18 protein-coding genes are annotated in these 16,628 nt (G+C 72.0%); 14 read left to right on the forward strand and 4 right to left on the reverse strand.

What is annotated here, in order from left to right; all coding sequences use genetic code 11:
* Positions 1–91 precede the first annotated feature (91 nt).
* The 10 genes from L332_RS21270 (at position 92) to L332_RS21310 (ending at position 8,539) form a co-directional block, all read left to right on the forward strand.
* On the forward strand, positions 92–1,435 hold the full coding sequence (locus tag L332_RS21270; protein ID WP_021010298.1) for an MFS transporter: 1,344 nt from the start codon (positions 92–94) through the stop codon (positions 1,433–1,435).
* Positions 1,436–1,522: 87 nt separating this feature from the next.
* On the forward strand, positions 1,523–2,296 hold the full coding sequence (locus tag L332_RS21275) for a FadR/GntR family transcriptional regulator (protein ID WP_021010299.1): 774 nt from the start codon (positions 1,523–1,525) through the stop codon (positions 2,294–2,296).
* A 43-nt stretch (positions 2,297–2,339) separates the two neighbouring features.
* Complete coding sequence (locus L332_RS30320) at positions 2,340–2,480, forward strand: hypothetical protein (RefSeq protein WP_021010300.1); 141 nt, start codon at positions 2,340–2,342, stop codon at positions 2,478–2,480.
* A gap of 201 nt (positions 2,481–2,681) precedes the next feature.
* Positions 2,682–2,936: an addiction module protein gene (locus L332_RS21280; RefSeq protein ID WP_021010301.1), complete on the forward strand. Its 255-nt coding sequence runs from the start codon at positions 2,682–2,684 to the stop codon at positions 2,934–2,936.
* Positions 2,933–3,250, forward strand: a complete 318-nt coding sequence (locus L332_RS21285; RefSeq protein ID WP_021010302.1) for a hypothetical protein — start codon at positions 2,933–2,935, stop codon at positions 3,248–3,250. Before L332_RS21280 ends, L332_RS21285 begins: the two co-directional genes overlap by 4 nt.
* A gap of 71 nt (positions 3,251–3,321) precedes the next feature.
* On the forward strand, positions 3,322–4,218 hold the full coding sequence (locus tag L332_RS21290; protein WP_021010303.1) for a LysR family transcriptional regulator: 897 nt from the start codon (positions 3,322–3,324) through the stop codon (positions 4,216–4,218).
* 108 nt (positions 4,219–4,326) lie between these two features.
* Positions 4,327–5,625: an aminotransferase family protein gene (locus L332_RS21295; RefSeq protein ID WP_021010304.1), complete on the forward strand. Its 1,299-nt coding sequence runs from the start codon at positions 4,327–4,329 to the stop codon at positions 5,623–5,625.
* Entirely contained in the window at positions 5,622–7,100 is a 1,479-nt protein-coding gene (locus L332_RS21300) for an NAD-dependent succinate-semialdehyde dehydrogenase (protein ID WP_021010305.1), read from the forward strand. The genes L332_RS21295 and L332_RS21300 overlap by 4 nt, the downstream gene beginning before the upstream one ends.
* Positions 7,101–7,119: 19 nt before the next feature.
* Complete coding sequence (gene ald, locus L332_RS21305) at positions 7,120–8,241, forward strand: alanine dehydrogenase (protein WP_021010306.1); 1,122 nt, start codon at positions 7,120–7,122, stop codon at positions 8,239–8,241.
* 91 nt (positions 8,242–8,332) lie between these two features.
* Positions 8,333–8,539, forward strand: coding sequence for a hypothetical protein (locus L332_RS21310; RefSeq protein WP_144061037.1), 207 nt, complete (start codon positions 8,333–8,335; stop codon positions 8,537–8,539).
* A gap of 6 nt (positions 8,540–8,545) precedes the next feature.
* On the opposite strand, the gene L332_RS21315 is transcribed toward L332_RS21310, so the two are convergent.
* Positions 8,546–8,917: a MerR family transcriptional regulator gene (locus L332_RS21315; protein WP_021010308.1), complete on the reverse strand. Its 372-nt coding sequence runs from the start codon at positions 8,915–8,917 to the stop codon at positions 8,546–8,548.
* A gap of 159 nt (positions 8,918–9,076) precedes the next feature.
* Here L332_RS21315 and L332_RS21320 point away from each other — a divergent pair, with 159 nt between their 5' ends.
* Both L332_RS21320 and L332_RS29375 read left to right on the forward strand, forming a co-directional pair.
* Positions 9,077–10,579 (forward strand): SulP family inorganic anion transporter, encoded by a 1,503-nt coding sequence (locus tag L332_RS21320; RefSeq protein WP_021010309.1) that lies wholly within the window; start codon positions 9,077–9,079, stop codon positions 10,577–10,579.
* Positions 10,580–10,724: 145 nt separating this feature from the next.
* Positions 10,725–11,234 carry an HNH endonuclease gene (locus L332_RS29375; protein WP_021010310.1) on the forward strand — a complete coding sequence of 170 codons (510 nt, stop codon included), beginning with the start codon at positions 10,725–10,727 and terminating at the stop codon, positions 11,232–11,234.
* Here the strand turns inward: L332_RS29375 and nagB are convergent.
* Positions 11,231–12,010, reverse strand: coding sequence for a glucosamine-6-phosphate deaminase (nagB, locus tag L332_RS21330; protein ID WP_021064975.1), 780 nt, complete (start codon positions 12,008–12,010; stop codon positions 11,231–11,233). The genes L332_RS29375 and nagB overlap by 4 nt on opposite strands.
* A gap of 38 nt (positions 12,011–12,048) precedes the next feature.
* On the opposite strand from nagB, the gene L332_RS21335 reads away from it, so the two are divergent.
* On the forward strand, positions 12,049–12,789 hold the full coding sequence (locus L332_RS21335) for a GntR family transcriptional regulator (protein WP_021010311.1): 741 nt from the start codon (positions 12,049–12,051) through the stop codon (positions 12,787–12,789).
* Here the strand turns inward: L332_RS21335 and L332_RS21340 are convergent.
* Both L332_RS21340 and L332_RS0115105 read right to left on the reverse strand, forming a co-directional pair.
* Positions 12,743–13,450, reverse strand: coding sequence for a sugar isomerase domain-containing protein (locus tag L332_RS21340; RefSeq protein WP_021010312.1), 708 nt, complete (start codon positions 13,448–13,450; stop codon positions 12,743–12,745). The genes L332_RS21335 and L332_RS21340 overlap by 47 nt on opposite strands.
* On the reverse strand, positions 13,447–15,273 hold the full coding sequence (locus L332_RS0115105) for a PTS transporter subunit IIC (protein WP_021010313.1): 1,827 nt from the start codon (positions 15,271–15,273) through the stop codon (positions 13,447–13,449). The genes L332_RS21340 and L332_RS0115105 overlap by 4 nt, the downstream gene beginning before the upstream one ends.
* 190 nt (positions 15,274–15,463) lie before the next feature.
* Here L332_RS0115105 and L332_RS21345 point away from each other — a divergent pair, with 190 nt between their 5' ends.
* Positions 15,464–16,612, forward strand: a complete 1,149-nt coding sequence (locus L332_RS21345) for a zinc-dependent alcohol dehydrogenase (RefSeq protein WP_021010314.1) — start codon at positions 15,464–15,466, stop codon at positions 16,610–16,612.
* Positions 16,613–16,628: the final 16 nt, after the last annotated feature.

Raw genomic sequence — 16,628 nt, forward strand, 5'->3', positions numbered from 1 at the left:
ATCCGCGTCGATCTCAAACATAGTATGTATGACCTACCGATGGCGAGTGGCATCGAAGCCGCCGCCGGTTCCCCTTGGACGGAGCACAGCCATGGCAACGACGCCAGCATCCACCGAGCGGCACACCAGCCGCGAGGTGCAGGACCTCAAGCGCCTGCGGAGGGTCGCGATGACCTCCTTCATGGGCACGGCGATGGAGTGGTACGACTACTTCATCTACGGCCTCTTCGCCGCGCTCGTGTTCGACGAGCTCTTCTTCCCGAGCTTCGACCCTGCGGTCGGCACCGTGCTGTCGCTGCTGACCTTCGGCATCGGCTTCGTCGCCCGCCCGGTCGGCGCGATCATCTTCGGTCACCTGGGCGACCGCATCGGGCGGAAGAAGACGCTCATCGTCACGCTGCTCGTCATCGGCCTCTCGACCGGCATCATCGGCCTGCTGCCGACCTTCGACGCCATCGGCTTCGCCGCGCCGATCCTGCTCACGACGCTGCGCTTCATCCAGGGCCTCTCGCTCGGCGGCGAGTGGAGCGGCGCCGTGCTGCTCGCGGTCGAGCACGCGCCCGCGAAGCAGCGCGCCTTCTACGGCGCGATGCCGCAGTACGGCTCGCCCGCCGGCACGCTCCTCTCCTCGGGCATCGTCACGCTCGTCACCCTCCTGCCGGACGACCAGCTCCTCGCGTGGGGCTGGCGCATCCCCTTCCTCCTCTCCTTCGTGTTCCTCGCGATCGCGCTCTACATGCGCCTCAGGGTCGAGGAGTCGCCGGTGTTCACCGACGTCGTGCAGGTGCAGCGGGCCGAGCAGCAGAAGGTCACGAAGCTGCCCCTCATCGAGGTCTTCCGCCACGCGGGCGGCCGCGTGCTCATCGTCGTCGTGACGGTGCTGTTCGCCTCCGGCGGCTTCTTCCTCATGACGACCTACGCCGTGAACTTCGGCACCGGCGAGCTCGGGATGGAGCCCTGGAAGCTGCTCGTCGCGACGATGGTCGGCGCGGTGCTCGAGGCGATCGGCATCTACGTCGGCGCGCGCCTGGGCGACCGCATCGGCGCGTGGAAGACGGTCGCGCTCGGCGGTGCGGCCGCGGCGGTGCTCGTCATCCCGATCGCCTTCATGCTCGGCTCAGGCATCGAGGTGCTCGTGATCGCCGGCGTCGCGATCGGCATCGGCGCGCTCGGCATCCCGTACGGCCCGCTCGGCACGATGCTCTCGGAGCTCTTCAGCGCCCGCTACCGGTACTCGGGCGTCGCGGTCTCGTACAACATCGGCGGCCTCATCGGCGGCTTCGTGCCCTCGATCGCGGCGGCGTTCGCCCTCGCCGTCGGCAGTGCCGTCGTGGTGATCCCGGTGCTGCTCGGCATCATCATGGGGCTGTGCGTGATCGGCGCACTCATCGCCGGCCGCGTGCTGTCGCGCCAGGAGGAGACGATCGCGGCGTGAGTCGCCGTCGCCGCCGCTGCGCCGCCGATCCACGGCGCAGCGGCGGCGCTCGTCACTACGATCGATCCGATGGTCGGGAGGCAAGCCATGACGGTGAGCGAAGCGGTGCGAGCGACGTGGTCGGAGGCCTCGGACGCCGTCGGCGACCTCAAGAGCGACCGCGTCCGCGCCGTGCTCGAGGCGCAGATCCTCAGCGGCGAGCTGCCGCCCGGCACCCTCCTGCCGACGGAGCCCGAGCTGAGCGCCGCGCTCGGCGTCAGCCGCACGGTGCTGCGCGACGCCGTCCGCGCGCTCGTCGCCCGCGGGCTGCTGACCGTGCGGCAGGGCCGCGGCACGATGGTCACCGAGCCGAGCGACGGCGCGCTCGCCGACGCGATGGTCGCGCTGCTCTCGCGCTCGCCCGTGACGGTCGCCGACGTCATGGACGCCCGCATCGCGATCGAGACCATGCTCGTGCGGCTCGCGGCGGTCTCGGGGACGACCGAGGACTGGGATGCGCTCGCCCTGCGCGAGCGCGCGCTCATCGACGCGATCGAGGCCGGCGACGAGCGCGCCGCGCACCGCGAGCACGCCGCCTTCCACGCGGGCATCCTGCACGCGACGCACCAGCCGGCGCTCGCGCTCATGCTCAACCCGATGAACAAGATCGCGCTGCTCACCGGCACTGCGTCGGTGCGGCGCGGCACGACCGCCGACTGGAACCTCGAGGCGCACCGCGCGATCCTCGAGGCGCTCCGCCTCGGCGACCCCGACGCCGCCGAGGCCGCGATGCGCGCGCACTTCGAGGGGCTCGAGGGCCCGTCGAGCAGCGTCGGCCTGCTCGAGCGCCCCTTCGCCGAGGCCTACTTCGCCTCGCCCTGAGCCGCGGGAGCGCGCCAACGACCGCCCCGCGTTGGCTTCGAGGGTGCTCGACCTCGCGGGAGAAGCCGCCGGCGAGCACGACGCGAGCGCCAGCGAGGCCGCCGACGAGCAGCCTGTCGAGCACCTCGAGGGTCGAGTCGCCTGCGAGGTCCTGCGCTTCGTCAGCGATGAGGCACGTGCATGAAGGCTCGAAGCCCGTCGCGCGGGGCGGCGAGCACAGGCTCGGGCAGCGTCCCGCTCCACCGATCGTCGCCGGCGTCGTCGGCGAGCCGTCAGCGTGATCGACACGAGGATGCGAGGCGCCAGCCGGACGGCGGACGCGGCGCTATCCACACGTGCCGGATCCGCCCGCGCTGAGCGCTGGGCCGCGGCCTACACTCGAGGCATGACCTTGGCGGAGCTGATCCGAGCGGCGCGTGGCTTATCACCCGCTGACCGTGTCAAGCTCGCCGACGAGGTCATGGCTGACCTCGAAGAGAGCGCTGAGGACAGCACGCGCATCGATGACGCTTGGCACGGGGAGCTCCGTCTTCGCATCGCGGAAATCGAAGACTCTCGAGTCGAGCTCGTCGACGGTCGCGAGACGATGCGGCTCGCCCGCGCGCGGATCGCTTCGCGTCGTGCGCAAGCGGACATGTGACGCTGTCCGACTGGAGCGAGCATCCTGCCGCGCGCGCCGAGCTGCTCGCGGCTGCGGATCGCCTGCCGATCGACGTCGCCTCCATGCTGATCGACGCCGCCGAGCGTGCGGTGGAAGACGTGCTCGCTCACCCCGACGCTTGGCCCGCCCTCTCGACCGCGGAGACGAACGCGACGATTCGGCGACGCACCATCAGGCCGTTCCGCATGGGCGTGGTCTACGTCGTCGCCGACCAGCGAGTTCGAGTGCTTGCATACGCGCACGAGCGGCGCGAGCCGGGGTACTGGGCGAGCAGGATCGAAGACTCCACCTGAACCACCCGGGGCATCATCGCGTCAGCCTTGCACCGGGACGATCCGGCCCTCGTCCCGCATAGGCTTCGAGCGTGCTCGACCTCACGCGACTGCTCATGCTGCGGGCCGTGGCCCTGCACGGCAGCATCACGGCCGCCGCGCGCGAGCTCTCCTACAGCCACTCCGCGATCTCGCAGCAGCTCTCCCTGCTCGAGCGCGAGACCGGCGCCGTGCTGCTCGAGCGAGTCGGCCGCACCGCGCGGCTGACGCCCGTCGGCCACGAGCTCGTGCAGAACACCGAGGCGGTGCTCGCCGCGCTCGAGCACGCCGAGGCCGAGCTCGCCGCCGCGCGCGAGCAGCCGCGCGGCGTCATCACCGTCGCGGTCTACACCTCGATCGGCCGGATCGTGATGCCCACCGCGCTCCAACGGCTCGCGGAGGAGCACCCCGGGCTCGACGTGCGGCTGCGGCGCGCCGACCCCGAGGAGGCGGTGCTGCGCCTCGTCTCGCGGCAGGTCGACGCCGTCGTCACCGACACCTTCCCCGGCACGCAGCTGAGCCCGACGGGCGCGATCGAGGCCTCGGTCATCGGCCGCGACCCCGTGCGCGGCTACCTGCCCGAGCGGTTCGCCGACGCGTCGTTCCAGGAGATGCGGGGGATGCCGTGGGTCATGGAGCGCCGGGAGGCCCCGTCGACCGAGTGGGCGATGCGCGTCTGCCGCGAGCTCGGGCTCGAGCCGCTCGTGGCGCACGAGTCCTCGGACCTGCTCTTCCACCTGCGGCTCGTCGAGGCGGGGCTCGCGGCGGCGTTCCTGCCCGACCTCGTCGTGCGGGAGGCCGGCTCCGCGCTCGAGCCGAGCCCGCTGCTGCCCGCCAACGAGGAGCGCGACATCCTGTTCCTCGTCCGCCCGGGCGCCGGCGCGCATCCGTGGTTCGGCGTCGTTCGCGACGCGATCGCCGCGGCGCTCGCGGATCGTCAGCAGAGCTGACGATCGATCGTCGGAAAGGGTCGCTGTCCCTGACGGGTGCTGCCGCCTAGCGTGGAGCTGCGCGCCCGCTCGAGGCGCGCGACCCACGTCTGCGAAGAAGGAGATGCGATGACGCTCACCGATGCCCACGCCGCCACCGACGCCGCCCGGGTGCTCGACGCGCCCGCGCTGTGGTCGGCGCAGGCGCACATGCCGTCGGTCGTGGGCCGCCAGCTCGTGATCGACCGCGCTGAGGGCTCCTACGTCTTCACCACCGACGGGCAGCGGCTCTTCGACGGCACCGCGGGCCTCTGGCACGCGAACGTCGGCCACGCCCACCCCGAGCTCGCGCGCGCCGCGTTCGAGCAGATGCAGCGGCTCGAGACGTACCACGTCTTCGCCCGCTACTCGAACGACAAGGCGCTCGAGCTCGGCGAGCGGCTCGCCGCCCTCTCACCGATCGAGCGCGCGAAGGTCATCCTCAACTCCGGCGGCTCCGACGCGATCGACGTCGCGTGCAAGCTCGCCCGCCGCCACTGGCAGCAGCAGGGCCGCCCGACGAAGCAGGTCATCCTGAGCCGCGAGCACGCCTACCACGGGCTCCACGCCTACGGCACGAGCATCGCTGGCCTGCCCTTCAACCGCGAGGGCTACGGCACCGAGTCGCTCGTGCCCGAGACCGCGCGCGTCTCGTTCGACGACCTCGCGCAGGTCGAGGAGACGATCGAGCGCATCGGCGCCGACCGCATCGCGGCGATCGTCGCCGAGCCGGTGCAGGGCACGGGCGGCGTCAACCCGCCGGCGCCCGGCTACCTCGAGGGCCTGCAGCGCCTCGCGCGCGACCACGACATCCTGCTCGTGCTCGACGAGGTCATCACCGGCTTCGGCCGCACGGGCGAGATGTTCGCCGCCCAGCGCTACGGCATCGAGCCCGACCTCGTGACCTTCGCGAAGGGCGTCACCTCGGGCTACGCGCCCCTCGGCGGCGTGCTCGTCGCGCCGCGGCTGTGGGAGCCGTTCTACGTCGACGCGCCCGAGACGCCCGTCTTCCGGCACGGCGCCACCTACGCGGGCCACGCGACTGCGGCCGCCGTCGCGCTCGCGAACCTCGACATCCTCGAGCGCGACGGGCTCGTGCCGCGCGTGCGCGAGCTCGAGGAGGTGCTGCGCCGCGAGCTCGACGCGCTCCGCGAGCGCCAGGAGGCGGTCGTCGACGTGCGCGTCGCGGGCTTCCTCGGCGGCATCTCGCTCGACGAGCGGCTCGTGAACGAGCGCGTCGCCGACCGCGCCGTCGACCTCGGCGTCATCACGCGGCCGCTGCGCGGCAACACGCTGCAGCTGAGCCCGCCGTTCATCGTGAGCGACCGCGAGGTCGTCGACTACGTCGCCGCCATCGAGCAGGCCATCGTCGAGGAGGCCGGCCGATGACCGCCATCGCGACCGACGCGCTCATCGCGCACGACGCATCCGCCGTCGCCGCCGCCGACGCCGTGATCGCCGGCCTCGACCTGCCCGCCGCGGGCATCGGGGTCGACGACCCCGCGACCGGCGAGCGCATCGCGCACATCGCCGACATCGACGTCGACGGCGCCCTGCGCGCGGTCGAGACGGCGGATGCGGCGGGTCGCGCCTGGGCGCGCACGACCCCGCGAGAGCGCGCGAACGTGCTGCACGCGTGGCACGCGCTGCTCGTCGAACGCACCGAGGAGCTCGCGCACCTCATCTCGCGCGAGATGGGCAAGCCGCTCGCCGAGGCGCGCGGCGAGGTGAAGTACGGGAGCGACTTCGTGCGCTGGTACGCCGAGGAGGCGGTGCGGCCCGCGGGCGGGTTCCGCGACGCGCCCGACGGCGGCGCGAGCATCCTCACGCGCCGCGCGCCCGTCGGGCTCTCGGTGCTCATCACGCCGTGGAACTTCCCGCTCGCGATGGCGACCCGCAAGATCGCGCCCGCGCTCGCCGCCGGCTGCGCCGCGGTCGTGAAGCCCGCGACCTCGACGCCGCTCTCGACGATCTTCGCCGTGCAGCTCGCGGTGCAGGCGGGCGTGCCCGCCGACCTCGTGCAGGTCGTCACGACCTCGAGCTCGTCGCGCTTCAGCGAGGCGGTGCTGCGCCATCCGCGCGTGCGGAAGGTCTCGTTCACCGGCTCGACCGAGGTGGGCCGCACGCTCATGCGGCTCGCCTCCGACACCGTGCTGCGCTCGTCGATGGAGCTCGGCGGCAACGCGCCGTTCCTCGTCTTCGACGACGCCGACCTCGAGCGCGCGATCGACGGCGCGTTCGCGGCGAAGCTGCGCAACGGCGGCCAGTCGTGCATCGGCGCGAACCGCTTCTTCGTGCAGGAGGGCATCGCCGACGCGTTCGTCGAGGGGCTCGCCGAGCGGTTCCGCCAGGTGAAGGTCGGCGGCGGGCTCGGCGCGGGCACCGTGCTCGGCCCGCTCATCGACACCCGCGCCGTCGAGCAGATGGGCGCCTTCACGAGCGACGCGGTCGAGCGCGGGGCGACGCTGCTCGCGGGCGGCGAGGCGCTCGGCGACGGCCGCTTCTTCGCGCCGACGGTGCTCGACCGGGTGCCGGCCGACGCCGACCTCGCCCGCGAGGAGATCTTCGGCCCGATCGCGGCGATCCAGCGCTTCTCGAGCGAGGCAGAGGCGCTCGAGCGGGCGAACGACACCGAGCTCGGGCTCGCGGCGTACGTCTTCACCGAGAGCCTCGACCGCGCGCTCGACGTCGCCGACCGGCTCGAGAGCGGCATCGTCGGCATCAACCAGGGCGTGCCGTCGAACGCGGCCGCGCCCTTCGGTGGCGTCAAGCAGTCGGGCCTCGGCCGCGAGGGCAGCGCCGAGGGCCTCGAGGAGTACCAGTCGGTGCGCTTCTACAACATCGCGCGACGCGCGAGCAGCTGAGATGAGGAAGGACAGGCGGATGCGGATCGCAGTCGTCAAGGAGATCAAGCCCGGCGAGGCCCGGGTCGGGCTCACGCCCGCGGGCGCGGAGGACCTCGTGCGCTCGGGCCACGAGGTGCTCGTCGAGCGCGGCGCGGGCGAGCTCGCGGGGTTCCCCGACGAGCAGTACCTCGCCGGGGGAGCGGAGCTCGTGTCGCGCGAGGAGGCGTGGACGCGAGCGGAGCTGCTCGTCAAGGTGAAGGAGCCGATCGCGGAGGAGTACGGCTTCCTGCGCGACGACCTCGCGCTCTTCACCTACCTGCACCTCGCGGCCGACCGGCCGCTCACCGAGGCGCTGCTCGAGTCGGGCACGCTCGGCATCGCGTACGAGACGGTCACCGACGGCGGCAGCCTGCCGCTGCTCGCGCCGATGAGCGAGATCGCCGGCAGCCTCGCCGCGCACGCCGCCGCCGCGCACCTCATGCGGCCGGCGGGCGGTCCGGGCGTGCTGCTCGGCGGCGCCCCGGGCGTCGCGCCGGCGCGCGTGCTCATCATCGGCGGCGGCGCCGTCGGCACGCAGGCCGCGCAGCTCGCCCTCGGCATGCAGGCCGAGGTGACCGTGCTCGAGATGTCGCCCACGCGCATCCGCCAGCTCGACGCGCTGCTGCACGGGCGCGCCCGCGTGCTGATGTCGGACGTCGCGACGCTCGAGGCCGAGCTCGCGCAGGCCGATGTCGTGATCGGCGCGGTGCTCGTGCCGGGCCGCGCGGCGCCCAAGGTCGTCTCGCGCGCGCAGCTCGCGCTGCTGAAGCCCACGGCGCTGCTCATCGACGTCGCGATCGACCAGGGCGGCGCGTTCGAGACGTCGCGCGCGACGACGTACGCCGACCCGACCTTCGAGGTCGACGGCATCCGCCACTACTGCGTCGCCAACATGCCGGGCGCGGTGCCGCAGACCGCGACGCGCGCGCTCACGAACGCGACGCTGCCGTACATCCGTCGCATCGCGCAGCAGGGTGCCGAGGCGGCGATCGGCGGCGACCGGATGCTCGCCGCGGGCGTGAACACGCGCGCGGGCCGGATCGTGCACGCCGGCGTCGCGGAGGCGTTCCCCGACCTGCCGGCCGCCGGCGCCGACGACCGGTCGCTCGCGCACGCGTAGCCGACGCATCCGAGTGCTCGACGAGCCGCCCGCGCCGCACGGCGCCGGGCGGCTCGTCCGGCTCGGCGCCCCTGCCGATAGCCTCGCTCGCATGGACGAGTCGACGATCACCCCGGTCGAGCTGTCGCGCGAGCTCGGGATGGACCGCAAGGGCAGGCAGATCCGCGGCTTCCTGCGTAATCCGACCGACGGCGGCGGCCCGTTCGAGGGTCACGAGATCGGCACCGAGTGGCACCTCACGCCCGAGCAGGCCGACCGCATCCGGAAGCACTTCACGCGCGACCGCGCAGGGGAGTGAGCGCTCCTACGAGGGCCGGATGCGCTCGAGCAGCTCGTCGGCGTCCTCCAGCTGGCGCGCGAGCTTGTCGCGGCGGCGCTGCATCTCGTCGCGGAACCACGTCGCGCGCTCGTCGGGCAGTGCGCTGAGCGGATCGGCTGGCGCCGCCTCGATCGCGTCGGCGAGCTCGGCGAGCTCCTCGAGCGTGAAGCCGAAGGGCTTCATGCTCATGATGAGCCGCACCCGCTGCTCGTCGGCCTCGGAGTAGAGCCGGAAGCCGCCCTCGGTGCGGCCCGACGCGTGCACGAGCCCGAGCTCGTCCCAGTGGCGCAGCGAGCGCAGCGAGAGCCCGGTGCGCTCCGCGAGCTCACCGATGTGCATCGTGCCGTCGACCGTCATCTGATATCCCTCTTCAACTCTACCCTCACGTTAGGGTAGGGTCATCGGGTCGAGTCCTCGACCTCGCGCTCCCATCCTCGCCCATCGGGCCCCGGGGCGCCGCGCGCCGAAGCGCCCCACTTCCGCCGCGGCACGCCCGCGCTGTCCCATGGAGCACCCGTGACCACCACCGCCCCCGCCGCCCGCGAGCGCTACCGCGACGACCCATCCGTCGCCACCGTGCTGAAGAGCCCCAGGCTCTTCACGCGCGAGGCCCTCGCCGGCCTCGTCGTGGCGCTCGCGCTCATCCCCGAGGCGATCTCGTTCTCGATCATCGCGGGCGTCGATCCGCGCGTCGGCCTCTTCTCGAGCTTCATCATGGCCGTCACGATCGCCTTCGTCGGCGGTCGGCCCGCGATGATCTCGGCCGCGACCGGCGCCGTCGCGCTCGTCATCGCGCCGATCATGCGCGAGCACGGCTTCGACTACTTCATCGCCACGGTGCTGCTCGCCGGCGCGCTGCAGATCGTGCTCGGCGTGCTCGGCGTCGCGAAGCTCATGCGCTTCATCCCGCGCAGCGTCATGGTCGGCTTCGTCAACTCGCTCGCGATCCTCATCTTCATCGCGCAGATCCCGCACCTCATCGACGTGCCGTGGCTCGTCTACCCACTCGTCGCGGTCGGCATCCTCATCCTCGTGCTGCTGCCGAAGCTGCAGCGCGTCGTGCCGGCGCCGCTCGTCGCGATCGTGCTGCTCACCGCGGCCGTGCTCGTCTTCGGCTGGTCGGTCCCGAACGTCGCCGACCAGGGCGAGCTGCCGCGCAGCCTGCCGGAGCTCTTCATCCCGCGGGTGCCGCTCTCGCTCGAGACGCTCGGCATCATCGGCCCGACCGCGCTCGCGATGGCGCTCGTCGGCCTCATGGAGTCGCTCATGACGGCGAAGCTCGTCGACGACGTCACCGACACCCGCTCCGACAAGACGCGCGAGTCGTGGGGCCAGGGCGTCGCCAACATCGCCTCCGGCATGTTCGGCGGCATGGGCGGCTGCGCGATGATCGGCCAGACGATGATCAACGTGAAGGTCTCGGGCGCCCGCTCGCGCGTCTCGACCTTCCTCGCCGGCGTCTTCCTGCTCATCCTCGTCGTCGCGCTCGGCGACATCGTCGGCCTCATCCCGATGGCGGCGCTCGTCGCGGTCATGGTGATGGTTTCGGTCGGCACCTTCGACTGGCACAGCATCCGGCCCGCGACGCTCAGGCGCCTGCCGAAGTCGGAGACGCTCGTCATGCTCGTGACCGTCGCGGTCGTCGTCGCGACGAGCAACCTCGCGATCGGCGTCATCGTCGGCGTCGTGACGGCGATGGTGCTCTTCGCCCGCCGGGTGGCGCACTTCGCGACCGTGACCCGCACGGCGACGGATGCGTCGGCGCACTACACCGTCGAGGGCGAGCTGTTCTGGGCCTCCTCGAACGACCTCACGACGCAGTTCTCCTACGTCGACGACCCGGAGCGGGTCATCGTCGACCTCTCGCGCTCCCACATCTGGGACGCGTCGACGGTCGCCGCGCTCGACGCGATCGAGACGAAGTACGCGCGGCTCGGCAAGACCGTGGAGCTGCAGGGTCTCAACGCGGCATCGATCTCGATGCGCGACCGGATGTCGGGGCAGCTCGGCGGGGAGTAGCGCTCGAGCCCGCCGCGACGAGGCTCCGGCGCGGCGCTGTCGGCCGATCCCGGCGCGGAGCGGCATGATCGTCTCGTCGGCCGACCCCAGCGGCGCGGCGAGGAGCTGACTGAAGCGGCGACGGCGCGCTCGGAGAGGAGCGGCCATGCCGACGAGCGGTGCGATGGACGCGGTCATGACGAATCTCTGGGCTGCGGTGGTGCCGCAGCTCTGGTGGATCGCACTGCTGGCGATCGGGATGCTGGTGCTGCAGCTCCCGGCGGTCGGCCGCGGCCCGCGGTCCTCGAAGCGCGACCCGTGGCGCGGCTTCAAGTTCGCCGCGCGGGCCGCGGTCATGGATCGCGCCGGCGGGCGCTGCGAAGCACCGCTCTTCTTCGCCTGGGGACGATGCGCGTCGCCCGCGACGGACGCGGACCACATCATGCCGTGGTCGCGGGGCGGCCCGACGGTCGTCAGCAACGGGCAGGCGCTGTGCCGCGGGCACAACCGCTCGAAGGCGGCCTTCGTGCCGCCGTGGTGGTACATCCACGGGCTCGAGCGACGCCGGCGCGGCTACTTCCCGGACGGCGCGAGCGTGCGGGTGCTCGCGGTCATGGACGACGCCGACCGCGCCGCTCGCGAGCGAAGCTCGAGCGCCGCCCGCCCGCGGGGCTAGACGTCGTCCGCGGGCGACAGCCGGTGCTTCTGCTCCTGGATGAACCGGTAGTACTCGGCACCCGCGAGCTGCTCCGCCGCTGCTTCGTCGACCACGATCGTCGCGTGCCGATGGTGCTGCAGGATCGAGGCCGGCACGCGCGCCGACACCGGTCCTTCGACCATCGCCGCGACCGCGGCCGCCTTGCGATCGCCGGTCGCGACGAGGACGACGCGGCGCGCGTCCATGATGGTGCCGAGGCCCTGCGTGATGCAGTGGACGGGCACCTCTTCCGGAGAGGAGAAGAACCGTGCGTTGTCGCGCCGCGTCCGCGGCGTCAGCGTCTTGATGCGCGTGCGCGAGCCGAACGACGAAGCGGGCTCGTTGAACCCGATGTGGCCGTTGCTGCCGATGCCGAGGATCTGCACATCGACGCCGCCGGCGTCTCGGATGGCCCGCTCGAATCGCTCGCACTCGCCGGACAGGTCGCCGGCGTTGCCGTTTGGCACGTGCACGCGGCCGGGGTCGAGACCGAGGCGCTGCGTCACCTCCACGTCGATGACGCGGTGGTAGGACTGCGGGTGCTCCTCGGGCAGGCCGACGTACTCATCGAGCGCGAATGCCGCGACGGTGCGCCACTCGATGGGCCGCAGCGCGAGCGCGCGATAGGTCGTCAGCGGGCTCGACCCGGTCGCGACGCCGAGCACAGGCTCGCTCCGGCGCCCGAGCGCAGCGACGATCGCGTCGGCAGCGAGCTCACCCACGGCCGCCGCATCGCGTGCGATCACGATCTCCATGAGGCGAGGGTAGGCGAGTCGGATGGCAGACTCGGAGCATGGCGAGCGCTGCCCCGAAGTACCTCGAGCTGGCGGCGCAGATGCGGCTGCGGATCGAGCAGCAGCCGGTCGGCACGCCGGTCCCGAGCGAGCGCGATCTCGCGCTCGAGAGCGGTGTCTCGCGGATGACAGCACGGCGCGCCATCGAGGTGCTCGTGGCCGAGGGCCGGATCACGCGGGAGGTGGGCCGCGGCTCCTTCGTCGCTCGGCCCACGCTGAGCCTGCCGCTCACGCTCAGCAGCTTCAGCGAGGACGTGCGGCAACGGGGGATGACGCCGAGCGCGCGCGTCATCGAGGCGCGCATCGTGCCAGCGGCTGAGCTCGCGGGCGTCTTCGGCGTCGACGCCGTCGAGCCGCTCGTGCGGCTCGTGCGCGTCCGGCTCGCCGACGACCGTCCGATGGCGCTCGAGCGTGCGTCGCTGCTCGCCTCCGCCGCCCCGGACCTGCTCGACGTCGCGGACTTCACGCTCGCGTCGCTCTACGAGGTGCTCGAGCACCGCTACGGAGTGCGGTTCGACGCAGGTACGCAGGTGATCCAGGCTGGGCTGGTCAGTGCCGCCGACGGCCGCCTCCTCGACGCCGCGGCCGGATCGGCAGCGTTCGAGTTCTTGCGCACCTCGACCGCTTCCGGCACCGTGCTCGAGCACACCGTCTCCCTCTACCCCGCCGGCCGCTTCGAGCTCTCCGCTGCCATCAGGCCGACCCGAGCTCCGGGATCCGAGGCCCCAGCCGCTCGATGAGGGCCGCGTTCGCGCTGTCGTTCCCTGAGACGTTCGCGCTCCGCCACAGCGCCACGTCCTGCTCGAGCGCGACGATCCGCTCGAGCAGCGCGGACCACAGGGCGTTGGTGGCGAGGCTCGAGAGCGGCACCGTCACGGGCTGAGCGACCGGAGCGGAGACGTCGCCCGGCGGCACCAGGGTGTCGAGGACGACGTCGGCGAGATCGAGCAGCCGGTGTCCAGCGCGCGGCTCGCTCGCGCTGCTCGCGCGCACCGAGGTGACCGCGATCACCGTCGCGCCGAGCTCACGGGCTGCCTGGGCGACCTCGACCGGGTAGTGGTTGATGCCCGAGTTCGAGAAGATCACCAGCGCATCCCGCGACTCGATGCCCGCGCTCGCGGCGACCGACGCGCCGAGCCCCGGCTGGCGCTCGGCGCGCGTCGACTCGGCGGCGTTCGCGAGCGGCAGGAGCGACGGATGCCAGAGCGGGCGCACCTGGGCGAGCCCGCCGGCGCGGTAGAACGACTCCATCACCGCCGCGAGCGAGTGCCCCGCCCCGGCCGTGCGCACGAGCCCGTCCGCCTGCAGCGTCGCCACCACCGCATCCGCGGCCCCATCGAGCGCGGGCGCGTTCTCCTCGAGCACCCGATCGACGAAGGCCCCGAGTGCGAGCCCGCTCACAGCCACCCCTGCCGCTCGAGCGCCGTGCGCAATCGCTGCTCGGCCTGCTTCACGTCGACGAAGCTCTCGATCGGGACGGCGAGCGCGTCGCCGCCCGCCAGCTCGTCGAGGTAAGCCGGCTGGCCGATCACGACATCGGCCTGCGTGCCGCGTGCCGATCCCACGTCGGTGTGGTCGAGCTGCGCCTCGACACCGAGTCGGTCGAGCGCCTGCTCCGCTGTGCGTCGCAGGATGAGGCTCGAACCCATTCCGGCGCCGCACACCGCGAGCACGCGCAGCGGCGACGGGCGGTCTGCTCCCGCCGCTGCCGACGTCGCGGTCGCACTCGGCGTCGTCTGCGGACTGCTGGCGCCCTCGGCCTCTGCGGTGCCGGCGCGACCCGCGAGCACCGGCTCGCCCGACGCATCCGCCGTCTCTCGCTCGGCATCGATCGGCGGCGCGGGCCGGCGGCCGAGTATCACGAGGACGAGGATCGTGACGACGAGCACGGCGCCCGCGACGAGCCACGCCGACCAGGCTCCCAGCGGCGCGAGCAGCGTCGAGACGCCCATGAGCAGCCAGCCGACGGCGAACCAGTCCGGGTCGGCGAGCGTCGCGAGCTCGGGCGCGGTGTCGCCGTAGAGGCCCCACGAGAACCACTGGCCGAAGGCGAGCAGGATCCCGTTCAGCACACCGCCGAAGACGGCGCCTCGCCAGCCTGCGACCGCGTTGCCGAAGACACCGCCGGCGCCGCCGCCGAAGAAGAGCATGATCATCGGCGGTACGAGCACGAACCAGCCCGCTGCCGCGAAGACGCCCATGAGGATGAGGAAGACGATCGTCGAGGCGAGGAAGCCGAGCATCACCGCCGTCGGAGCCTTCGTGAAGGTGACGGGGATGTCGAGCGCGGGGTGCGTGCCGGGCAGTGCTCGCTCGCTCAGCCCGCGGAAGGCCGGGACGATCTCGGCGAGGAACATGCGCACGCCGAACAGCAGGATCGCGATGCCGGCGGCGAACCGCAGCGCTTGCAGCAGTCCCCACACCCACGGCATGACGGTGGCTCCCGCCATCTGCTCCTCGACGACCCCACCGTCGGCGAAAGCGATCGAGATGAGCATGATGACGCCGATGATGAACGCGGTCGAGACGTTGACGTCCTTGAAGAACGAGAGCGCCTTCGGCAGCTTGAGGGCCTCGCTGTCGTGCCGCTCTGGGTCACCCAGTCGGAGCCACTTCGCGCCGTAGCCGGTCGCGACCGCGAGCGTCGAGGTCGTGTGAGCGAGGCCGACCTCGCCGCCGTCGCGCATCACTCGGCGCATGAGCGGTGCCGTCCACAGCGGCTGCAGCACCCAGTAGCAGCCGATCAGCACGGACCCGACGCCCGCGAGCAGCCACCGGTCGACCTCGCCGAACGCCTCGACCAGGGTCGCGGCGATGACGACGCTCATCCAGTACATGAGGTGACCGGTGAGGTAGACGTAGCGCGCAGCCTTGAAGATCCGCACGAGCGCGAGGTGCACGAGGAACCCGCCCGCGATGATGAGTGGAACGACCGAGCCCGCGCCCGCGTTGAAGTCCGTGAGCGTCGAGGCGGCTGCGGGCGGCTCGAGGCCCATCGCGCTTGAGACGATCGCCTGGAAGGCCACCAGGCCGCCGACGAAGATCTCGACCCCGATGTTGAGGATGACGACGCCGATCGTCGCGCGGAGGGTGCCGGCGACGACCTGCTCGACCGGCTTGCGCTGCAGGGCGAGCCCCACGAACGCGATGAGCCCGATGAGCAGCGCGACCTGGCTCAAGAAGTTGTCGGTGATCAGGGTGACGATGTCTTCGAAGACGCCCATGGCTGCTCCCGTCGTTGGGATGACGTTGTGCCGGAATGGTATAGCCCACTCGCAGGGAGGTCGAGTGGTGCGTCGGCGCCGGATGCGTGCGCGCACCGCCTGGCTCGATGCTGCCCCTCATCGCGTTCCGCGGTGGGCGGATTCCCAGCCGCCGCGAGCATGCTGGCTCACCTGACGGGGAGGCGGATCCATGCGCGCGATGGTGTACCGGGGGCCCTACAAGGTGCGGGTCGAGGAGAAGCCGAAGCCCAGGATCGAGCATCCGAACGACGCGATCGTGCGCGTGCAGCTCGGCGCGATCTGCGGCTCCGACCTGCACCTCTACCACGGCATGATGCCCGACACCCGGGTCGGCACCACGTTCGGGCACGAGTTCATCGGCGTCGTCGACGAGGTCGGACCCTCCGTGCAGAGCCTCAAGGTCGGCGACCGCGTGATGGTGCCGGCCAACATCTACTGCGGCTCGTGCTTCTACTGCACCCGCGGGCTCTACTCGAACTGCCACAACGTCAACCCGAACGCGACAGCGGTCGGCGCGCTCTACGGCTACTCGCACACGACGGGCGGGTACGACGGCGGCCAGGCGGAGTTCGTGCGCGTGCCCTTCGCCGACGTCGGCCCGACGATCATCCCGGACTGGCTCGACGACGAGGACGCCGTGATGCTGACGGATGCGCTCTCCACCGGCTACTTCGGAGCCCAGCTGGGCGACATCACCGCGGGCGACACCGTCGTGGTGTTCGGCGCGGGCCCCGTCGGCCTCTACGCCGCGAAGTCGTCGTGGTTCATGGGCGCCGGCCGCGTCATCGTCATCGACCACCTCGACTACCGGCTCGAGAAGGCCCGCACCTTCGCGCACGCCGAGACCTACAACTTCACCGAGTACGACGACATCGTCGTGCACCTCAAGCAGATCACAGACTGGTTCGGCGCCGACGTCGCGATCGATGCGGTCGGGGCGGAGGCCGACGGCAGCTTCCTCCAGCACGTCAGCTCGGCGAAGCTCAAGCTGCAGGGCGGCTCGCCCGTCGCGCTCAACTGGGCGATCGACTCCGTGCGGAAGGGCGCGACGGTCTCGGTCATGGGCGCCTACGGCCCGATCTTCAGCGCCGTGAAGTTCGGCGACGCGATGAACAAGGGGCTCACGCTGCGCATGAACCAGGCGCCGATGAAGCGGCAGTGGCCGCGGCTGTTCGAGCACATCCAGGCCGGCCACCTGAAGCCGAGCGACATCGTGACCCACCGCATCCCCCTCGAGCACATCGCCGAGGGCTACCACATCTTCTCGTCGAAGCTCGACGACTGCATCAAGCCGCTCGTCGTCGTCGGCGAGCGCTGAGCGAGAGCAGGAGCGA

Origin of the sequence: Agrococcus pavilionensis RW1, from assembly GCF_000400485.1 — a bacterium.
Lineage (GTDB): Bacteria > Actinomycetota > Actinomycetes > Actinomycetales > Microbacteriaceae > Agrococcus > Agrococcus pavilionensis.